17 protein-coding genes are annotated in these 19,989 nt (G+C 76.2%); 16 read left to right on the plus strand and 1 reads right to left on the minus strand.

All coding sequences use genetic code 11. The features are described from left to right. Positions 1-51: 51 nt before the first annotated feature. The 15 genes from WHI96_RS12595 (at position 52) to WHI96_RS12665 (ending at position 18,060) form a co-directional block, all read left to right on the plus strand. Complete coding sequence (locus WHI96_RS12595; RefSeq protein WP_349302381.1) at positions 52-1,779, plus strand: fatty acyl-AMP ligase; 1,728 nt, start codon at positions 52-54, stop codon at positions 1,777-1,779. Then, positions 1,776-3,569, plus strand: coding sequence for an acyl-CoA dehydrogenase family protein (locus WHI96_RS12600; RefSeq protein ID WP_345648896.1), 1,794 nt, complete (start codon positions 1,776-1,778; stop codon positions 3,567-3,569). Before WHI96_RS12595 ends, WHI96_RS12600 begins: the two co-directional genes overlap by 4 nt. Continuing rightward, positions 3,566-5,341 carry an acyl-CoA dehydrogenase family protein gene (locus WHI96_RS12605; RefSeq protein WP_345648894.1) on the plus strand — a complete coding sequence of 592 codons (1,776 nt, stop codon included), beginning with the start codon at positions 3,566-3,568 and terminating at the stop codon, positions 5,339-5,341. Before WHI96_RS12600 ends, WHI96_RS12605 begins: the two co-directional genes overlap by 4 nt. After that, positions 5,338-5,607, plus strand: a complete 270-nt coding sequence (locus tag WHI96_RS12610; RefSeq protein ID WP_345648891.1) for an acyl carrier protein — start codon at positions 5,338-5,340, stop codon at positions 5,605-5,607. The genes WHI96_RS12605 and WHI96_RS12610 overlap by 4 nt, the downstream gene beginning before the upstream one ends. Beyond that, positions 5,604-8,567 (plus strand): type I polyketide synthase, encoded by a 2,964-nt coding sequence (locus WHI96_RS12615; RefSeq protein WP_345648888.1) that lies wholly within the window; start codon positions 5,604-5,606, stop codon positions 8,565-8,567. The genes WHI96_RS12610 and WHI96_RS12615 overlap by 4 nt, the downstream gene beginning before the upstream one ends. Further along, a complete protein-coding gene (locus tag WHI96_RS12620) occupies positions 8,564-9,595 on the plus strand; it encodes a beta-ketoacyl-[acyl-carrier-protein] synthase family protein (protein WP_345648885.1) in 1,032 nt (343 codons plus the stop codon). Before WHI96_RS12615 ends, WHI96_RS12620 begins: the two co-directional genes overlap by 4 nt. Then, entirely contained in the window at positions 9,592-11,511 is a 1,920-nt protein-coding gene (locus WHI96_RS12625; protein WP_345648882.1) for an HAD-IIIC family phosphatase, read from the plus strand. Before WHI96_RS12620 ends, WHI96_RS12625 begins: the two co-directional genes overlap by 4 nt. Then, positions 11,508-11,738 carry a phosphopantetheine-binding protein gene (locus tag WHI96_RS12630; RefSeq protein WP_345648879.1) on the plus strand — a complete coding sequence of 77 codons (231 nt, stop codon included), beginning with the start codon at positions 11,508-11,510 and terminating at the stop codon, positions 11,736-11,738. Before WHI96_RS12625 ends, WHI96_RS12630 begins: the two co-directional genes overlap by 4 nt. Next, positions 11,735-12,511 (plus strand): 2-oxo acid dehydrogenase subunit E2, encoded by a 777-nt coding sequence (locus WHI96_RS12635; protein ID WP_345648876.1) that lies wholly within the window; start codon positions 11,735-11,737, stop codon positions 12,509-12,511. Before WHI96_RS12630 ends, WHI96_RS12635 begins: the two co-directional genes overlap by 4 nt. Then, a complete protein-coding gene (locus tag WHI96_RS12640; protein ID WP_345648874.1) occupies positions 12,508-13,263 on the plus strand; it encodes a 4'-phosphopantetheinyl transferase family protein in 756 nt (251 codons plus the stop codon). Before WHI96_RS12635 ends, WHI96_RS12640 begins: the two co-directional genes overlap by 4 nt. Then, positions 13,260-14,411: an alpha/beta fold hydrolase gene (locus WHI96_RS12645; protein WP_345648871.1), complete on the plus strand. Its 1,152-nt coding sequence runs from the start codon at positions 13,260-13,262 to the stop codon at positions 14,409-14,411. Before WHI96_RS12640 ends, WHI96_RS12645 begins: the two co-directional genes overlap by 4 nt. Beyond that, complete coding sequence (locus WHI96_RS12650) at positions 14,408-15,235, plus strand: thioesterase II family protein (RefSeq protein ID WP_345648868.1); 828 nt, start codon at positions 14,408-14,410, stop codon at positions 15,233-15,235. The genes WHI96_RS12645 and WHI96_RS12650 overlap by 4 nt, the downstream gene beginning before the upstream one ends. Beyond that, positions 15,232-16,464, plus strand: a complete 1,233-nt coding sequence (locus tag WHI96_RS12655) for an FAD-dependent oxidoreductase (RefSeq protein WP_345648865.1) — start codon at positions 15,232-15,234, stop codon at positions 16,462-16,464. Before WHI96_RS12650 ends, WHI96_RS12655 begins: the two co-directional genes overlap by 4 nt. A gap of 12 nt (positions 16,465-16,476) precedes the next feature. Beyond that, positions 16,477-16,797 (plus strand): hypothetical protein, encoded by a 321-nt coding sequence (locus tag WHI96_RS12660; RefSeq protein WP_345648863.1) that lies wholly within the window; start codon positions 16,477-16,479, stop codon positions 16,795-16,797. Positions 16,798-16,860: 63 nt separating this feature from the next. Beyond that, a complete protein-coding gene (locus tag WHI96_RS12665; protein WP_345648860.1) occupies positions 16,861-18,060 on the plus strand; it encodes a cytochrome P450 in 1,200 nt (399 codons plus the stop codon). Between the two features lie 62 nt (positions 18,061-18,122). On the opposite strand, the gene WHI96_RS12670 is transcribed toward WHI96_RS12665, so the two are convergent. After that, complete coding sequence (locus WHI96_RS12670) at positions 18,123-19,370, minus strand: MFS transporter (protein ID WP_345648857.1); 1,248 nt, start codon at positions 19,368-19,370, stop codon at positions 18,123-18,125. A gap of 181 nt (positions 19,371-19,551) precedes the next feature. On the opposite strand from WHI96_RS12670, the gene WHI96_RS12675 reads away from it, so the two are divergent. Continuing rightward, a complete protein-coding gene (locus WHI96_RS12675) occupies positions 19,552-19,983 on the plus strand; it encodes an SRPBCC family protein (protein WP_345648855.1) in 432 nt (143 codons plus the stop codon). The last annotated feature ends 6 nt before the right edge of the window (positions 19,984-19,989 follow it).

Consider the following 19,989-nt stretch of genomic DNA (forward strand, 5'->3'; position numbering starts at 1 on the left):
TATCTCTCTGCATTTCAGAAACACGTGATCAACCGCGGATCACATCCGGCAGTGGTCGTGGTCGACGAGTTCGACGACGACACCGCCCAGCCTCAGCGAACAACGCTGACCTATTCCGAACTCGACGTCCGCGCCCGCGCCCTGGCCGACGACCTCGTCGCCGCCGGGCTGCAGGGCCGGCGCGCCCTGCTCCTGCACCCCGCCGGGGCCGAGTTCGCCGTCGCCATGCTCGCGTGCCTGTACGCGGGGGTCGCCGCGATCCCCGCGCCACCGCCGTCGAGCTCGGGCCGCGGGGTCGAACGCCTGGCTGGCATCGTCGCCGACGCCGACGTCGACCACGTGATCACGGTCGAGGCACTCGCCGCGACGGTCCGGGCGTGGTCCGCCGCAGCCGGACTCGACGAGGTCCGGCTCCTGTTCGAGCGCGGCGCCGCCGGATCCGGGGCCCCGTCCGGCGCCCCCGATGCGTCACGGTTCCCCCGGGACCCGTCGCGGACCGCGTTCCTGCAGTACACCTCCGGCTCGACGAGCGAGCCCAAGGGCGTGGTCGTGAGCCACCGCGCCCTGGTGCACAACATCGACCAGATCGGCCGGGTGCTGGGCCTGGGTACGGACACGGTCGTCGCGAGCTGGCTGCCGCACTTCCACGACATGGGGCTGGTCGGCCAGCTGCTGTCCCCGCTCCACCGCGGCGGGACCGCGGTGCTGATGTCCCCGACGTCGTTCCTCAAGCGGCCGCACCGGTGGATGGCGGTGGTCTCCGCCGTGCGGGCCACCGTGACCGTCGGGCCGAACTTCGCCTTCGACCTGGTCACCCGGCGCACGACCGACGCGCAGCTCGCGGCGCTCGACCTCAGCTGTCTGCGGTCGGTGCTCAACGGCTCCGAGCCGATCCACGCGGCGACGCTGTCCCGCTTCGCCGGCCGCTTCGCCCCCGCCGGGCTGGCTCCCGAGGCGATCGTGCCCTGCTACGGGATGGCCGAGACCACGCTGATGATCAGCGCGGCGCCCCGGGGCACCGGACGGGTGGTCCGCACCGTCGACGCCGCCGCGCTGGCGGAGCACCGGCTCGCCGAGCCGGCCGGCGACTCGCCCACCCGCCGGCTCGTGTCCAGTGGACGTCCGGTCGACCTGGACGTGCGCGTGGTCGACCCGCAGACCGGCCGGCAGATGCCGGACGGCGGGGTCGGCGAGATCTGGGTGGCCGGCGGCAGTCTCGCCGACGGCTACCACGGCCGGGCCGAGGTCACCGCCGCCACGTTCGGCGCCCGCCCGGCGGACGCGCCCGGGGCGGGGCCGTTCCTGCGGACCGGGGACCTCGGCGTCCTGTCCGGTGGCGAGCTCTTCGTCACCGGGCGCATCAAGGAGATGCTCATCCTCAACGGGCGCAACCTCTATCCGCAGGACCTGGAACGGACCGTGCGCGAGGCCCACTCGCTCACGGCGGGCGGGATGACCGCCGTGTTCTCGGTGCCGCATCCCGGCGGGGCCGAGCGTGCCGTCGCCGTCCAGGAGGTGCGGCCTGCCGACCTGCGCACCGTCACCGCCGCGGAGCTGCTGGTCGCGGTGTCGCATCAGGTGCTGCTGGAGCACGACGTGCAGCTCGCCGACGTGGTGCTGGTCCCCAGCGGCAGCGTCGCCCGGACCTCCAGCGGCAAGGTCCGCCGGGGCGACATGCGCACGTCGTTCCTCGACGGTGGGCTGCGGGTGCTCGCCAGCGCGAGCGGTGTCGGCCACGCTTCCCGCACCGCGACGGCGGACCCGGCGGGCACGCGATGACGACACCGTTCCGGCACCCGCCGATGCTCAGGCTCGAGGAGCTGGAGGCCCACCTGGGTGTGCCCGGTGCCGACACCGCCGCGGCCGCCGCCCGGCTCGACGACGACGAGGCCGTCCCGGACGGGGCGATCGTCGCGCTCGAGGAGTTCGGGCTCCACCGGTACTACGTACCGGTCGAGCACGGCGGCCTGCTGCGCGACTACGAGTCCGCGGTGGCGCTGGTGCGGGCGGTCGCCGGCCGTGACCTGACGGTGGCGATCGCGCACGGCAAGACCTTCCTCGGCGCGGTGTGCGTCTGGGTGGCCGGCGACGAACGACAGGCCGGGAGGATCGCCGCCGACGTCGCCGACGGCCGTCCCGTCTCCTGGGGTCTGACCGAGCGTGCGCACGGCAGCGACCTGGTCTCCGGTGAGGTCACCGCGACCGAGGCGACCGACGGCGTCCGGCTCGACGGAGAGAAGTGGCTGATCAACAACGCCACCCGCGGGGAGGTCGTCTGCGTACTCGCCCGGTCCGACCCCGAGGGCGGGCCGCGGGGGTTCAGCCTCTACCTCCTCGACCGGCGGCGGCTCGCCCGCGGCTCGTTCGAGCCGCTGCCCAAGGTGCGCACGATCGGCATCCGGGGCGCCGACATCAGTGGGTTCCGGCTGCACGGCGCCGTGGTGCATCCGGAGGACGACCGGGTGGGAGCCCGGGGCCACGGCCTGGAGACCGTGCTGAAGTCGCTGCAGCTGACCCGGACGCTGTGCTCGGCGCTCTCGCTCGGTGCGGCCGACCACGCGCTGCGCGAGACGGTCCGGTTCGCCGAGGTCCGCGTCCTGCACGGGCGTGCGCTGGTCGACCTGCCGGCCGCGGCCCGGACCCTCGCCGAGTGCTATGCCGACCACCTGCTCGCCGAGGCGTTCTCGATCGTCGCGACCCGCAGCATCCAGGCGCTGCCGGGCGAGATGAGCGTGCTGTCGGCGGCGGTCAAGTTCTTCGTACCGGTGAGCACCGAGGCGCTGCTGGCCAGGTTGCGCCGGTTGCTCGGCGCACGGGCCTGGCTGCGTGACGTCGCCCCCGACGACCTCGACGGCTCCGTCCCGGCGACCGGTGCGGGTGCGTTCGGCACCATCGAGCGCGACCACCGGATCGTCGCCCTGTTCGACGGCAACACCGTGGTCAACCTGAACTCGCTGATCAGCCAGTTCCCCGCGCTGGTCAGGGCGCACCGACGGCCCGCGGCGCCCGCCGACGGGCTGCGGCCGGCCACCGACCTGTCCCGCCCGCTCCCCGCCGCCGACCACCGCGGGCTGCGGCTGCTCAGCGGATCCGGGGCCAGCCTGTTGCACGCACTCGACGAGGCCGTGGACCGCACCGCGCGGATCGCCGCCGACGTCCCGACCCCGGGGCTGGCCGCGACCGCGCGCGCGGTGGACAGGCTGCGTCACCGGGCCTGCGACCTGATCACCCGGCTGTCCCTGCCGCTCACCCCGCCCGACGTCCCAGCCGAGGCGTTCGTCCTGGCCGAGCAGCTGACGCGGGTACTCGCCGGAGCGGCCGCGACCGGTCTGTGGCTCGGCAGCCGGGAGTGTGTCGGTCCCGGGTCCGCCACCTGGTCCGACGGCGCGTGGCTGCTGGCCGCCCTGGACCGGGTCGCCGACTCCCCGCGCGACGGGGACGGGGACGGGGACGACGGCGACCGGGCGCTGGACGCCGCCTACGCCACCCTGCTGTCCGAGCTGCGTGCCCAGGTCCGCGACGGACGGCTCACCTCGCTGCTCCCCGCCCGCCTGGCGGGTGCGGCATGAGCGCCGGAACCGCGGCGGCCGGCCCGCACGCGCTGGAGGAGCTGCTGGGCGACCCGTTCGACCCGACGAACCCGGCCGGGTACCGGGCCGCCGTCGACGCCGACGACGCCGGTTCCGTGGCCGACACGGCGACCCGCGCCCTCGACAGGTGGGGTGCCGGAGCGGAGTTCGTCCCCGCCTCGCTGGGCGGCCGGTTCACCGCCGTCGACGAGCTGGCGCGCCGGTTCCGCCCGGCGTTCCGCCGCGATGCGGGCCTCGGGCTCGGCTACGGACTGACCTCGCTGATGGCCGCGCTGCCGGTCTGGGCCGCGGGGACCGGAGCCCAGCGGGACCGGCTGGCCGCGCTGCTCGCTGCCGGGCGCCCCGTCCCGGTCGCCTTCCACGAGCTCGGTCACGGCAACGACCTGTCGGCGAACGCGCTGTCCGCTCGGCCGACCGCCGACGGCTGGATGCTCGACGGCACAAAGCAGGTGATCAACAATGCCGAGCGGGCGGACGCCGTGCTCGTCCTCGCACGCACCCGCGCCGACGACGGCCCGGAACGGGCCCACACCCTGTTGCTCGTCGAGGACCTCGACGACCTGCCCGCGCGCGGGTTCGCCCGGCTGCCCCGGTACCGCACCACCGGACTGGCCGGTTGCCGGCTCGCCGGACTGCGGTTCACCGGCTGCCCGGTCCCGCGGTCGGCGACGGTCGGGACGGTCGGGCACGGCGTGCCGACCGCGCTCGCCGCCTTCCAGGTCAGCCGGTGCGTGACCGCTGCGGCGTCGACGTCGCTGCTGGAGGCCGCGCTGGACGCGGTGCTGCGCTTCGCCGGGGGCCGCGAGCTCTACGGGCGCACGGTGGCCGACCTGCCGCACGCCCAATCGCTGCTCGCCGGTGCCTACGCCGACCTGCACCTGGCCCAGGCGACCGCGACCACGGCCGCGCGGGCCCTGCACCTGCACCCGGCCGGGGGCGCCCGGATCGCGGCGGCCGCGAAGTACCTCGTCCCGCTCCTGGTGGAGGACGCGCTGAACGATCTCGCCGTCGTCCTCGGCGCCCGCGGCTACCTGCGGGAGGGCGAGTACGCGATCGTCGGCAAACACCTGCGCGACGCGGCCGGGGTGTCCATCGGCCACGCGGGCGGCACGAGCTGCGCGCTGACCGTCCTCGGCCAGCTGCCGGGGCTGCGCCCGGCCGCCGACCCGCCCGATCCGGACCTCTTCTCCGGGCGCCCGCTGCCGGAGCTCGACCTGTCCCGGCTGCGGCTGACCGGTCCGCGCGCCGATCCGCTGCTCGCCGTGCTGACCGACCCGACCGGCACGGGGAGCGCCGCCGGTGGGGCGGCCCCACGGACCCGGGAGCTGCTGGGGGGGCTCGCCGCGGCGGCGCGGACGATCGGCATCCGCGCCGCGGCACTGCCCGCAGCCCGGCGGGGGGTGGAGGCCGACCACCGGGCGCTGGCGCTGGCGGACGAGTACGCCCGCCTCGTCGCCGCGGCGAGCTGCCTCGGACGGTACGCGGCCGGCCGCGTCGACGGCTCCCCCGGCGGGCTGCCACCCGGCTGGCTCGACGCCGTCCTGCGCCGGGTCGTGCGGCGCCGCGGGCGGCACGGCGAACCGGGCTCCGCCACGTCCGACTCCGCGCTGCTCGCGCACGCCGCCGCGCGCACCACCGCCGGGTTGAGCCTCGATCTCGACCCCGACCGCGTCGTCCGTCACCGACCGCACCCACCGCGCCGCCCGCACCCGTCCCGGGTCCTGACCCCCACCGCCGGAGGAACACCATGACCCCGACCGTCCCGGACACCGCAGAGCTCTCCGAGTGGCTCGCGGCCCGCGTGGCCGACTACCGCGAGCTCGACGCCGCCGAGGTGGACCCCGACGTCCCGCTCGCCGAGCTGGGCCTGGACTCGGTCTACGCGCTGACCCTGTGCGGCGACATCGAGGACCGCTGGGGCATCGACGCCGAGCCCACGCTGGCCTGGGACCACCCCACCATCACCGCGCTCGCCACCCACCTGCACGAGCGCCTGCGGACCGGGCCGCAGGCATGACCGGGCACACGGGGACCGGGGCCGGTGGGCCGATCGCCGTCGTCGGCATCGACTGCCGCTTCCCGGGTGCCCGCGACCGGGAGGAGTTCTGGCAGCTGCTGCTCGACGGGCGGGTCACCGCGGCGCCGGTCGATCCGCGCCGGTGGTCGGCCGACGGGCTGCCCGACGGCGCCGGGACCCCGATCGGCTTCCTCGACGACGCCGACGCCTTCGACCACCGCTTCTTCGGGCTCTCGCCGAACGAGGCGGCCGCGATGGACCCGCAGCAGCGCCTGCTGTTGCAGTGCGCCTGGCGGGCCCTGGAGGACTCCGGGGTGGCGCCCCGCTCGCTCGCCGGCTCCGACACCAGCGTGCACGTCGGGATGATGTCGAGCGAGTGGGGCACCCTGCACCTGTCCGATCCCGCCGCGATGACCGCGCACCGTGGCTCCGGCAACGGGTACTGCATGGCCGCGAACCGGATCTCCTACCACCTGGACCTGCGCGGCCCGAGCATGGCGGTGGACACCGCCTGCTCGTCGTCGCTGGTGGCGGTCCACCTGGCGTGCACCGCGCTGCGCTCCGGCGAGGTCGACACCGCGCTGGCCGCCGGGGTCAACCTCGTCCTCACCCCCGCCCTGTCGGTGTTCTACGCGCAGGCGGGTCTCGCCGCCCCCGACGGCCGGTGCAAGCCCTACTCCCCCGACGCCGACGGGATCGGCCGTGGCGAGGGCGTCGGTGTGGTGGTGCTGCGCCGGCTGGCCGATGCGCTCGCCGAGGGCAGGCGCGTCTACGCGGTGATCGACGGTGGCGCCGTGGCCTCCGACGGCCGCAGCAACGGCCTGACCGCACCGAACCGGTTCGCCCAGGCCGCCGTGGTCCGCAGCGCGCTGCACCGCTCCGGGGTCGCGCCGGGCGACGTCACCGTCGTCGAGGGACACGGGACCGGCACCCGGCTCGGCGACCTCATCGAGCTCGCCGCGCTCGGCGACCTGCACGGCGACCGGCCGACACCGGCGCTCGTCGGATCGGTCAAGGGCAACGTCGGGCACCTCGAGGGCGCCGCGGGCATCGCCGGGCTCGTCAAGACCTGTCTCGCCCTGCAGCGTCGGCTGGTGCCCGCCAGCGTCGGTATCGGGCACGACCTCGCCGTCGCGGGCCTCGCCCCGCTCACCACGGCGACCCGGCTGCCGGCCGGCACGGTCCGGGCGGGCGTCAGCAGCTTCGGGCTCGGCGGCACCAACGCCCACCTGGTCCTGTCGACGCCGCCGCGGGTCCGCCGCCCCGGTGGGACCGGTGGGGACGCGACGGTGCTGGTCACCGGGTCGGCCACCGCCGACGGCCTCGCCCGCAACGTCCGCGCCCTGGCCGCGGCGGCCACGGCCACCCCGCCCGGGCACGCCGCCCAGCTCGGGTGGAGCAGCACGGTGGTGAAGTCGGGACTGCGGTTCCGGGCCGCCGTCGGCGCCGCCCCCGGGCGGCTGGCCGACGAGCTCGACCGGCTCGCCCGGCGCCTCGACGACACACCGCCGACCCCGGCCGGGCCGGCCGGGCCGCGGGTCGCGCTGCTGTGCACCGGACAGGGCAGCCAGTACGCGGGCATGACCGCCGCGCTGGTCCGGTGCTGCCGGCCCTACCGTGACCACCTCGCCGACGCGGCCGACGCGCTGGGTCCACTGCGCGACGGCGACCCGGACACCCGGGTCGACCGGCTGCTCACCGGACGGCCCGCTCCGGACATCGACGACACCGGGCTCGCCCAGCCCGCACTGTTCGCCGTCCAGTACGCGATGGGCACGACCCTGGCCGCGCTCGGTCTGCGGCCGCGGATCGTGCTCGGGCACAGCGTCGGTGAGATCGCAGCCGCCACCCTCGCCGGTGCGCTCACCCTCGACGACGCGGCCCGGCTCGTGCGCGTGCGTGGAGCCGCGATGTCGGCCCTCCCCACCGGGGGCGGGATGCTCACCGTGCGCGCCGGCGTGGACCGGGTCCGTGCCGCGCTCGGGGACACCCTGGGCGCCCGCGACGACGAGGTCGTGGACCTGGCCGCGGACAACGGCCCGCAGGCCTGTGTGCTGTCCGGGACCGTGACCGCGCTCGACCGCATCCGCGAGCAGCTCCGCGCCACCGCACTCGACAGCACCGTCCTGACCGTCTCCCACGCCTTCCACTCGGCCCTGATGGCACCGGCGATCGAGGCGGTGCGCGCGGTGGCCGACACCCTCGCCGTCCGCCCGCTGCAGATCCCGCTGGCCTCCACCGTCACCGGGACGGTCCTGCCCGCCGGAGCCGTGCCGGGCACCGAGCACTGGGTCGGGCAGCTCACCGGCCCGGTCAGGTTCGCCGAGGCCGCCGCAGGGCTCGGGGACCCCACCCACACCGTGGAGCTGGGTCCGCGTCCGGTGTTGACCGCCCTCGTGCGCGGCACCGGCGCCGCGGCCGGGGCGACGGCCCTGTCCTGCGGTCCGGGCCCGTCCGCGACCGGTGCCGAGCTCGCCGAGGTCGTGGCCAGGCTGCACACCGACGGGCTCGACGTCGACTGGACCGGCTGGTTCGAGCCCGTCGACCGGGTGCCGCGGCCGCTGCCGGGCCACGTCTTCGACCCGACCGCACGCTTCTGGTTCAGCCGCGACGCCGGGGCCACCGCGGTCACCGCCACCACCTCGGCCGGGACCGCCACCGCGCCCGCCACCGACACGGCCGCGCCCGTCCCCCGCGGTGACCTCGCCGCGGCCGTGCTCGCCGCGATCGGCTCGGTCAGCGGGCACGACCCGGCCACGGTCGGCGGGGACGCGGTCCTCGGCCGCGACCTCGGCTACGACTCGGTCATGGCGATGCGCCTCGCCGACGAGCTCGAACCGCACGTCGCCGCCGGGCTGGACCCTGCGGCGCTGGCCCCCGACCTGACCACCGTCGCCGATCTCATCGACCACGTCCGCTCCGCGGCCGGGGCGCGTACCCGAGGAGGAGTTCCGACATGACCAGCCCGCCACCCGTCGCCGTGCTCGGCACCGGCACGGCGCTGCTCGGCGCCCCGATCGACAACGACACGATCGGCGCCCGGTTCGGCGCCGACCCCCGCTGGATCGAGCACTTCATCGGCACCCGCACCCGCCACCTCGGCGTCGACCTGGACACCGGGAAGGTCACCCACACCCTCGTCGACCTGGCGACCGGGGCGGCCGAGGCCGCGCTCGCCGCGGCGGGCGTCACCGCGTCCGAGGTCGATGTCGTGGTGCTCGCGACGGCGTCCCCCGACCATCTCATGCCGGCGTCGGTGAACCTGGTCGCCGACCGGCTCGGGGTGCACGGTGTGCCCACCCTGCAGCTCCAGTCCGGCTGTGCCGGCGCGTTGCAGGCGCTCGACACCGCCCGCCGGATGATCGACGCCGACCGCCCGGTCGCCCTGGTCGTCGGGGCCGACTCCTGTGTCAAGCACCTCGTCCTCGACCGCGACCTGGCGAGGGTGCCGACCACGGAGCTCGTCAACTACGTGATCTTCGGCGACGGCGCCGGGGCGGCCGTGCTCGGGGCCGGGGAGGACGGCGGCACGCTGCTGCGCACGGTGCACAACCGGTTCGTCGGTCTCGGCCGTGACCCCGGCCAGGTCATCCGCTGGTTCGGTGCCGCCGACCGGGACAGCACCGACCAGCCCGTCGACGAGGACTACAAGGCCATCGAGGCCGGTGTCCCTGTCCTGGCCGCCGACGCGACGGCCGAGCTGCTCGCCGAGACCGGCTGGGCCGCGGACACGGTGACCCACCTGCTGCCCCCGCAGCTCGGGGGCCGGATGACCACGCAGATCACCCGCGGGCTGGTCGAACGGTTCGGCCTCGGCGCTGCGCAGGAGATCAGCTGCGTCGCCGACACCGGCAACAACGGCAATGCGCTCCCCCTCCTGCAGCTGCACCGCCTGGTCGGCGACCTGCCGGTCGGTTCGCGGGCGGTCGGGGTCGCCGTCGAGTCCAGCAAGTGGATCCGCACCGGGCTCGCCGTGGAGGCCCGGTGAACGCCCGGGCGCACGCTCCGGACCCGCTGCGTGAGCTGATCGGGGAGGGCGGGACGGAGCGTCTGGTCGACGGCTGGCCGCGGGTCGCGACGCTCCTCGCCGGGGCCTCGCCGGCCGCGCTGCGTCGCGCAGGGGCCCGGCTGACCACGATCGACACCGACGCCGTCCTCGCCGCGCACCCCGGCACGACCGACGTGCCGGTGACGCTGACCGGCAGCTCGACCACGGCTCCGCTGGCGCCGCCGCTGGCCGCCGAGATCGCCCGCCACGGCCTGCTCCCCCGCATCACCGTCGGCGACCCGGGCGGCTGGGCGGTCACGCTGGCCACCGAGCCCGCACCGGGGCTCACGGTGTGCCTGCTCGACGACACCGTCGTGTTCGACCGGTTCGCCGGACCGGGCTGGACCGTCGACGACGTCGCCGCGGCCGCCCTCGAGGTCCGTGCGGAGCTGGCCGCCGCGGCGCGCCGCCACGACGGTCGGGGCACGGGTCTGGTCCTGACCACCCCGCCGTTGACCCACGACCGCGCCGGTCAGGTGCTCGACCTGCGTGAACGGGCGAGGCTCGGCGCGGTCTGGCGTCGCTTCACCGCGGACCTGCTCGACCTCGGCGGCCCCGACGGGACCGACGGCGTGCACGTGGTCGACACCGACCCGATCGCCCTGGAGACGGGTCCGGCACGTGACCCACGGCTCGTCCGCTACGCGCACGTCGCGTTCACCGACGCGTGGCTCGCCGTGCTGGCCCGACGGATCGGTCACCTGGCCCGTGCCCGGCACGGCCGCCCCCGCAAGTGCCTGGTCCTCGACCTGGACGGGACACTGTGGGGCGGCACCCTGGCCGAGTCCGGCCCGGACGGGTTGGACATGGCGCAGGGTTTCCGCGGCGAGGCGCACCGGGCCTTCCAGCGGGCGGTCGCGGTGCTGGGGCACCAGGGCGTGCTGCTCGCGGTCTGCAGCAAGAACGACCCCGGCGAGGTCGCCGCCGTCCTCGCCGACCATCCCGACCTGGTCGTGCGGGCCGCGGACCTCACGGCCGTCGAGGCCGGCTGGGGACCGAAACCGGAGGCCGTCGCCCGGATCGCCGACCGGATCGGGATCGGCGTCGACGCACTGGTCTTCGTCGACGACAACCCGTCGGAGACGGGTTCGGTGCGGGCCGCGCACCCCGGTGTCGTCACCGTCGACGTCGACGCCGCAGACCCGGCCGGCCACGTGGGGGCCCTCCTGACCGACGGCTGGTTCGACGTCCCCACCCTGACCGAGGACGACCGCGAGCGCGCCGGCCGCTACCGCACCGAGACCCGCCGGGCCGCGTTCCGCGACACCACCGGTTCGGTGGAGGACTACCTGGCCGGCCTCGACACCCGGCTGCAGGTGTTCCCCGCGGGGCGGGCCGAGGTGGCCCGTCTCGCGCAGCTGGCCAACCGCACGAACCAGTTCAACCTGACCACCCGGCGCCTCGACGAACCCGTCGTGCGCGCTCTGCTCGAGGACCCGGCCGCCCTGCCGGTCGCCGTGCGGGTGACCGACCGTTTCGGCGACCACGGCCTCGTCGGGGCGGCGTTCTGCTCGTGGCACGGCACCGACCTCCACGTCGACAACCTCGTCCTGTCCTGCCGTGTGCTGGGCCGGGGTGTCGAGTCGGCGTGGATCGGTGCGCTGCTCCGCTACGCGGCCGGGGCCGGGGCGGACTCCGTGGTCGCCGGGTACCGGGCCTCGCCGCGCAACGACCGGGTCCGCACCCTGTGGCCCGACCACGGGTTCGTCGCGGGACCGGTCCCGGCGTCGCCCGGTGACGGGCAGGTCTACCGGCACACCCTCACCGACCTGCCGCCGTACCCGCCGCACGTGTCCGTGCAGTCCTCGCTGCCGGCCGTCCCGGCCCCCGTCCCCCCAGGAGGAGTCCCGCGATGAGCGCCCTCGACACCGACCGGTTCGTCAGCCTCCTGCGCGACGAGCTCGGGCTGGACCTGTCCGCCGCCGACCTCGACACCCCCTTCGACGCCCTCGCCGGGTGGGACTCGGTCCTGCTGCTGCGGCTGCTGGGCGTGGCCGAGCCGCTCACCGGCACGCGGGCGCCGATGATCGACGTCCTGGAAGCGGGAGACCTGCGCGGGGTGCACGCCGCGCTGAGCCGGTGATCGTGGTGGCGCCGTCCGACCGGCGCTTCCCCCGGCACCGCAGACACACGCTCGCGTTCCTGCACACCATCCGGGCCGACAGCCCGGTGCACCTCGACGCCGAGGTCGACCTGTCCGCGCTCGCGACCGAGCGGGCCGCACGGACCGACCCGCCGTCGGTGTTCGTCTACGTGCTGCATGCCCTCGGCCGGGTGCTCGCCCGCCACCCCGACGCCGCGGCGACGCTGACCGGGCCGGCCTGGTGGCCCCGGCTGGTCCGCGGATCGCAGGTGGACGCGAAGGTGACCCTGGACCAGTGGATCGACGGCGAGCGGGTGGTCGTCTCCGCGGTCGTGCCCGACATCGACGTGGCGGGCCGGGAGTTCCTGCGGGCCCGGCTCGCCCGGCTGCGCGACGCCGCGCCGGGGACGCTGCCCGAGACCGCGGGTGCCGCGCTGCTGGCCCGCCTGCCGGTCCCGCTGGGCCGGGCGGCGCTCGCGCTCGCCGTCCGCGGCGCGGGGCGCAGGCGACGGTTCGGCAGCGTCGCGGTGACCTCGCTGGGACACCGCCGGGTGCAGCGCTTCTTCTCCTCCGGCGGCACGGCCGTCACGATCGGGCTCGGCCGGGTGACCGACCGGCCCGTCGCCCGCGACGGCCGGGTGACGATCGTGCCGGTGCTGCCGCTGTCGCTGACGTTCGACCACCGGGTGCTCGACGGCGCCGCCGCCGCGGACGTGCTCGACGACCTGGTCTCCACGCTGGAGGCCCCGCCGGTCCCGGAGCCCGGGCCGTGAGCGCCGGCGCGGGGTCCGGTCGGGCGCCCGCCGTCACGGTGCCCGCGGTCCCGGTCGGTGCCCACACCCCCGGTCCGGTGTGGAACGGGCTGCGCCGGGCGCTCGCCACGACCGGGCACACCGTGGTCTACGGCGTCGCCGGGGAGCGGTCCTCCGCCGAGGTGCTGCTGGCGGTGGCCCGGCGGCTGCTCCCGGACCGGACCCGCGACCGGCTCGCCGTGGCGCGCGGCCCGCACCGACGGCCACATCTGGTCGACAGGGTGAGCGGCCGCCCCGTCCCGGTCGACGTCAACCTGAGCCACACCGCCGACCTCGTCGTCGTCGGGGTGGCCCGCACCGGCGGGCCCCCGGGGACGGCGGCCCGGATCGGGGTCGACGTCGAACGGGTCGACCGGCTCGTCGCCGACCGTCCCGGCATGCTGGCCCGGTTCACCGCCCCCGTCGAACGCCGCCGGCTCGCCGCGGTGCCGGACGCCACCCGGACCGCGGCGGTCAGCCGGTTGTGGACCTGCAAGGAGGCCGTCGCCAAGGCCGACGGCCGGGGCCTCGGGCTGGACCTGCGCACCGTCGTCCCCGAACCCGGCCACGACGGCCACGGCGAGGTGGCCGCGGTCCGCGGTGGTGCCCGCGCCGCCGTGACCGCCCGACTCGTCGCGCACCCCGCCCGCCCCGGCGAGCGCTACTGGATCGCCACCGCACTGCTGTACCACGTCGACCCCGGCCCCGGGCTCGACCGGAAGGAGACGGCATGAACGCCCCACCCGCCGGTGCCACGGTGGAGGCCGTCGCGCCACCGGGTCCGCCCCGGCCGGCCGAGGTCGCCGAGCTGGCCCGGCTGCACGCCCGCGCGCAGGGCATCGACGGTCGCGTCCTCGACCGGGTCGTGGCCGCGGCCGCCACCGAGGGGTGGAGCGCTGTCTGGGCCCGCCACGGCGACCGGCACCGCGCCGCGGGCCGGCCGCTGCACGCCTGCCGCCACCACGCCCTGGCCCGCTGGCCCTATCCCGCGGACCCGACCGCCGACCGGTCGGCCACCGCCGTCGTCGACGCCTTCGACGCCTGGCGTCGCCGGGTCGGCGGCATCGAGCGGCTCGTGCTGGAGCTGCCCGGTGGCCGGGTCGCCGCCTGGACGGCCGGGCTGGACCCGGCGCGACCGCGACCGCTGGTGCTCGTCATGGGCGGGATCGTGAGCGTCAAGGAACAGTGGGCGCCCTTCCTGCGCGCGGCGCGGCGGCTCGGTGTCGCGGTCGTCGTCACCGAGCTGCCCTCGGTCGGGGAGAACACGGTGCGCTACGGGCCCGGCGCGACCGACCTGGTCCCGCAGCTCCTCGACCGGCTCGGGCCACAGGCCGCCCGGTGCGGGGTGCACGTGGTCGGCCTCAGTTTCGGCGGCCATCTCGCGCTCGCCGCGGCACGCCACGACCCGCGGATCAGCTCGGTCCTGACCGTCGGCGCCCCGGTGCACGCCCTGTTCGCCGATCCCGCGGTGTGGGCCGCGCTCCCCCGCACCACCACGGCGACGCTGGAGCACCTCACCGGCACCCGGGGCGGGGACACCCCGGCCCTGCTCGCGCCGATGGCGTTGGGCCCGGCCGAGCTGGCCGACGTGCGGATCCCGGTGCGCTACGTCGCGAGCCGCCGCGACGAGATCGTGCCCCGCTCGGAGTGGGAGTTGCTCGCCCGCGTCCTGCCCGACCTGCGGTGGGTGGAGTTCGACGACGCGCACGGCGCCCCCGCCCACCTGACCGACACCCGGCTGTGGCTGGTCGGACACCTGCTGCGGCTGTGCGGGGACCGGCGGGCGGCAGCACTCGACCTCGCGCTGGCGCTGCGCGGGCGCGCCGGGCGGACCGGACGGACCGGGCACCCCACCGACCCCGCGACCGGGAGGCCCCGATGACCGCCACCCTCGCCGCCGACCGGACGTTGCTGGTGTGCCTGCACCACGCGGGCGGCACCGCCGCCGCGTTCCGGCACTGGCCGGGGGCGCTGCCCGACGTCGACGTGCACGCCGTGGAGCTCCCCGGACACGGCGCCCGGGCCGTCGAACCGCTCGGGCGGGACCTCGCCACCGTCCTCGACCGCCTCGACACCGAGCTCGGTCCGCTGCTCGACGGCCGCCGCCACGTCGTGTTCGGGCACTCGATGGGCGGGCTGCTGGGCTACCACCTGCTGATGCGGCGGTGCGCCCGCGGCGCGCGCCCCGCGGCGGCACTGCTGGTCGCCGGCTACGGCGCGCCGCACCTGGCCCGGCCCGCCGCGGCCGGCCTCGACCCGGACTCCGTCGACGACGAGGCGCTCGCCGGCCACCTGCACCGGATGGGCGGTTTCCCCGCCGAGCTGATGCGCCGCCCCGAGTGGCTCCCGATGCTGCTCGGAACCGTGCGCGCCGACCTGCGGGTGTGCGCCGGGCACCGCTGGACGGACGGAACCCCCGCCCTGCCCGTGCCGGTGCACGCGTTCGCAGGTGAGCACGACCCGCTCGCCACGGTGCCCGTGATGCGTGCCTGGTCCGCCCACACCGACGCCGGGTTCGCCCTCACCGTCCTGCCGGGCGGGCACTTCCTCGTCCAGGATCCCGCGGCGGGGCTGCTCCCCGCCGTGGCCACCGCGCTCGCCCCCGCGCTCGCCCCCGCGCTCGCCACCGCACCGCCGACCCCACCGCCCACCGCACCGGGCCTGACGGCCCCGACCGGCGCCCGCCCCCACCGGAGGACCCTGTGACGACGACCGCCCCCACCCGGACCGCCGACGTCTGCGTCGTGGGCGGCGGGCCCGCCGGGCTCGCCCTCGCGCTCTGCCTGGTCCGCGACGGACACCGGGTCACCGTCCTCGAGCAGTCGGCCCGGTTCGACCGCTCCTTCCGGGGCGAGTCGATGTCGCCCGACGGGGTCTGGCTGCTGGACGAACTCGGCGTGCTGGCCACCCTGCGCGAGCGGGGACTGCTGACCGTCGAACGCCTGGAGATCTCCGAGGGCGGCCGCCCGGTCCTGCGCACCGAGTTCGACCGCTTCCGCTACGCGCAGCGCTTCCCGATGGAGATCCCGCAGCCGACATTGCTGCGCACCCTCTCCGAGGCCGCCGCGGAGCACGACGGATTCACCCTGCTGCGCGGGCAGAAGGTGACCGGGCTGATCGAGGACGACGGGGTCGTCACCGGGGTCACCCATCGCGGGCCGGACCGGCCCGGCGAGGTCCGGGCCGACCTCGTCGTCGCCGCGGACGGGCGCTACAGCAAGGTCCGTGGCATGGCCGGTCTGCCGGCGACGGTGCGACCGCTCGAGCGCGACGTCGTCTGGCTGAGGCTGCCCCGGCCGGACGGCTGGGACCCCGCCTCGTACCGGATCCGGCTCGACGGCGACCGGCACGCGCTGTTCATCCCGACCCACCCCGACGACGTCCGCATCGGTTTCAACATCCCGAAGGGCGGGCTGCGCGAGCTGCGTGGCGACGGCATCGAGGCGCTCCACCGGCGGATCGAGGCGCTCGCACCGGAACTGTCCGGCCCGCTGCGGGAGACCGTCACCGGCTGGGCGGGCACCACCGTGCTCGACATCTTCACGACCGAGGTCGAGCGGTGGTCACGGCCCGGGCTCGTCCTGGTCGGCGACGCCGCCCACACGCTCACCCCGATCCTCGGGCAGGGCGTCAACCACGCCCTGATCGACGGCTGGACCCTCGCCGGGCTGCTGGAGGCTCCGCTCCGGGCGACCGGTGGGCGGCGGCGGGCGCTGGTCGACACCGCGCTGCTGCGCTTCCAGGACCGGCGCCGGCGTGCGGTGCGGATCTCGCGCGACCTGCAGCTGCGCCAGGAGAGGGCGTTCACCCTCGGGGGTCGGGTCGCCGTCGCCGCCCGCAGCGGCCTGTACCGTGCGCTGGGCAGCAGCGGCCGCCTGCAGGAGCGGGTCCTGGGCCGGGCCTACTTCCAGCTGCAGCCGCAGCTGGGTGCGTGAGGGGACCTCGGTGTGATTCGGGTGGCGTGGGCGGCGCTGGCCGCGTTCGTGACGGCGTTCGCCGTGTTCGAGACGGTCAAGCACGGCGGTGCGACGATCCCGCTCGGGCTGCTGGGCGTCGGACTGCCGTTCGCGGCCAGGCTGCCGCTGCCCGCGACGGTGCGGCGCCTCGCGGGGCACCCGGTGCCGCCGGTACTGGTGCTCGTCGGCGCCACGCTGCTCACCGGGTCCCAGGAGCAGGCCGCCCCGCCGTTCACCCTCGGTCTGACCTGGCTCGCGACGGTCGCGGTGCTGCGCGTGCTGCGGCCCGCGACGAGGCCAAGCCGCACCTAAGACCCCGCTCAGCCCAGCGGGCGACGCTGGTCGGGACCGCACCGACCCACGCTGGGAGCGCGCATGGACGTCGAGACCCGTTGCCCGATGAGCTACCCCTTCCCCCGCCCGTCGGCGACCGAACTCCCCCCGGTCTACGACGCGCTGCGCGCCGAGGACCCGGTCGCGCAGGTCGTGCTGCCCAGTGGCGACCGCGGCTACGTCGTCAGCCGCCACGACGACGCCAAGCTGGTCCTGTCCGACCCCCGGTTCAGCCGGGCGGCGATGCTGGCCGACGACGCACCGAGGCTGACCGCGACCCCGATGCCGCCGAACAGCCTGTTCACCACCGACCCGCCCGAGCACACCCGGCTGCGCAAGCTCGTCACCGGCGAGTTCACCCGCCGTCGCATGATCGCCCTGGAGCCGCGCATCCAGGAGATGACCGACGCCCTTCTCGACCGGATGGAGGCCGGGGGCGGTCCGGTCGACCTGAACCCGGCGCTGGCGTTCCCGCTGCCGGTCGCCGTGATCTGCGAGCTGCTGGGCGTGCCGTTCGCCGACCGGGAGAGGTTCCGCGAGTGGTCCAACGCGATCGTCTCGCTCACCTCGCACACCCCCGAGCAGATGCTCGAACAGCGGATGCAGATGGCCGGCTACCTCTACGAGCTGATCGGCCGCCGGGCGAGCGAGCCGGGTGAGGACCTGCTGTCGGCACTGGTCGTCGCGCACCAGGAGCAGGGCGCCCTCGACGAGGGCGAGCTGATCGTCATGGCGATGACGCTGCTCGTCGCCGGCCACGAGACGACCGTCAGCATGATCGGCGCCTGCGTGCTGACCCTGCTGCGCCACCCCGACGTCCTGGCCGAGGTCGTCGCCGACCCGTCGCGGGTCGACGGCATGATCGACGAGTTGCTGCGGATCAACCCGATCGGCGACGGCGGACCGCTGCGGATCGCGCTCACCGACGTCGAGCTGTCCGGGACGGTGATCCCCGCCGGGAGCGCGGTGCTCGCCGCGGTCTGCTCGGCCAACCGCGACGAGCGTGTCTTCGACCGCCCCGACGAGTTCGTCCCCGACCGGGTGCGCAACCCGCACCTGGCCTTCGGCCACGGCATCCACCACTGCCTCGGGGCCGCACTGGCCCGCTCCGAGCTGCGGATCACCCTGGAGAGCCTGTTCCGCCGGTTCCCGACGCTCCGCCTGGACGCGCCGGTCGCGCGGCTGCGGATGAAGACCGGGATGCTGGTCCACGGCCTGGAGACGCTTCCCGTCACGTGGTGAGCAGGAGCCCGACGGGGCCCGGGGCGATCACGCCCCGGGCCCCGTCGGCGTACCGGCGACGCCTACCGCACGGTGCGCACGCCGAGCACCGACGCCCCGCCGACCGCGGTGACGAGCGCGGTCAGCAGGTAGAGGGCCGGGTAGCCACCCTGCCCGGCCAGCACGGGCACGGCCAGCACCGGGGCGAGTGCCTGCGGCGCGGTCGCGGCGGTGGCGAACAGGCCCATGTCGCGGGCGAGGTGTGCGGGCGAGGGCAGCACCGTCGCGACGACGGCGAGGTCGACGGCCAGGAACGTCCCGAACCCCAGGCCGGTCAGCACGGCGGCGGCGACCGCGACCGGCCAGAGCGGCAGGACCGCGAGCAGGACCGCACCCGCCGCCATCGTCGCACCGCCCCCGGCGACGAACACCCGTCGGCGCCCGGTCCGGTCCGACCAGCGGCCCGCCAGCAGCGCGGCCGGCACCGCCGACAGCACCGTCGCCGCGGTGAGGACCAGGACCGAGCCCGCGACGTCGGCGCGGGTCAGCTCGTCCTCGACGTAGTACACGAGGTACTGGGTGACCAGCGCGAAGCCGAGCATCACCAGGAACCGCCCGCACCACACCCGCACCAGGTCCGGCGCCGGCAGGCCCCGCCGCGGCGACGCCGGTGCCGCGGCGTGACCCGGCGGGCGTGTGGTGGTGCGGTGGCGCAGGACGAACGGCACCACCGCCACGAGCAGGACCAGCGCCATCGCGAGGTAGCCGCCCGCGAGGTCGGTCACCAGTCCGTTGACCAGGACCGTGCCCAGCAGCGCGCCGAGCATCTGGCTCGTCCCGGCCCAACCCGCGACCACCCCCAGCTGCGGGGCGGGCACCCGGTCCGGGACGACGGCGAGCAGCCCGGCCTGGGTCGCGGAGAGCCCCAGCTGGGCCAGGGCCCAGACCAGCACCAACCCGGCCGGCCCGGGCGCGCCGGCGCCGAGAACGGCGAGCGCCCCGGCGGCGAGCAGCGCGCCACCGGCGATCCACGGGGCCCGTCCACCGGGGGTCCGGTCGCTCAGCGCGCCGAGCAGCGGGACGGCGATCATCGTGACGGCGGCACCGGTCCCGGTGGCCGTGCCGAGCAGCAGCTCCTTGCCCGCCGGGTCGACGACCGCGGCGTGCCGGGCCAGCTGCACCTGCGCCGGGGTGAGCACGGCCAGCCACATCCCGGTGCAGGCCAGGGCGAACGCGGTGATCCAGCCGCGGCCCACCGGTGTGGTGGGCGCGCACGGACGGACGGGTACGTCGGGCAGGTCCTGCGTGGGCGGGGACGGGCGGAGGGGCATCGGGTGCGGCCTCTCGGGACGGGCGGCGCGGCGGGATCCGGCGCGGCGGCGGATGATCCACGTGTAGCCTGGGCCGCCCCGGCAGCGGGGGACTTGACCACGACCTAAGAGCGGCTGAAGCGGGCCGCGCTGTGCTGGTCCACGACACCACCGGGCCACCACGACCGCGGAGGACACCCCCGTGACCCGTGTCGAGACCACGACCGACATCGACGCACCCCCGGAGACCGTGTGGTCGGTACTGACCGCCCCCGACCGCGGCTGGGACCCGTTCTTCGTCCGGCTCGACGGCCGGTTCGCGGTCGGTGACCGCCTCCGCGTCCGGCTGTCCGACCTGGGCGGGGGGCTGCGGTTCCGGCCGGTCGTCGTCGTGGCCGATCCGCCCCACGAGCTCGTCTGGCTCGGCCGCCTCCTGCTGCCCCGGCTGTTCGACGGCCGGCACGGGTTCCGGCTGGACCCCCTACCCGGTGGGGGGACGCGGCTGCACCACGGCGAGGACTTCCGCGGGCTGCTCGTCCCGCTCGCCGCCGCGTCGCTGCGCAGGACCGCGGACGGCTTCCGGGCCTTCGACGCCGCGCTGCGGGAACGGGCCGAGGCCACCGCCCACGTCTGAGGCCCA

Source organism: Pseudonocardia tropica, assembly GCF_040105315.1.
Classification (GTDB): Bacteria; Actinomycetota; Actinomycetes; order Mycobacteriales; family Pseudonocardiaceae; genus Pseudonocardia; species Pseudonocardia alni.

Excerpts from the sequence above, each read along its gene's own strand:
- WHI96_RS12600 (WP_345648896.1), top strand. The coding sequence starts at position 1,776 with ATGACGACACCGTTCCGGCACCCGCCGATGCTCAGGCTCGAGGAGCTG.
- WHI96_RS12605 (WP_345648894.1), top strand. The coding sequence starts at position 3,566 with ATGAGCGCCGGAACCGCGGCGGCCGGCCCGCACGCGCTGGAGGAGCTG.
- WHI96_RS12610 (WP_345648891.1), top strand. The coding sequence starts at position 5,338 with ATGACCCCGACCGTCCCGGACACCGCAGAGCTCTCCGAGTGGCTCGCG.
- WHI96_RS12615 (WP_345648888.1), top strand. The coding sequence starts at position 5,604 with ATGACCGGGCACACGGGGACCGGGGCCGGTGGGCCGATCGCCGTCGTC.
- WHI96_RS12620 (WP_345648885.1), top strand. The coding sequence starts at position 8,564 with ATGACCAGCCCGCCACCCGTCGCCGTGCTCGGCACCGGCACGGCGCTG.
- WHI96_RS12630 (WP_345648879.1), top strand. The coding sequence starts at position 11,508 with ATGAGCGCCCTCGACACCGACCGGTTCGTCAGCCTCCTGCGCGACGAG.
- WHI96_RS12645 (WP_345648871.1), top strand. The coding sequence starts at position 13,260 with ATGAACGCCCCACCCGCCGGTGCCACGGTGGAGGCCGTCGCGCCACCG.
- WHI96_RS12650 (WP_345648868.1), top strand. The coding sequence starts at position 14,408 with ATGACCGCCACCCTCGCCGCCGACCGGACGTTGCTGGTGTGCCTGCAC.
- WHI96_RS12665 (WP_345648860.1), top strand. The coding sequence starts at position 16,861 with ATGGACGTCGAGACCCGTTGCCCGATGAGCTACCCCTTCCCCCGCCCG.
- WHI96_RS12670 (WP_345648857.1), bottom strand. The coding sequence starts at position 19,370 with ATGCCCCTCCGCCCGTCCCCGCCCACGCAGGACCTGCCCGACGTACCC.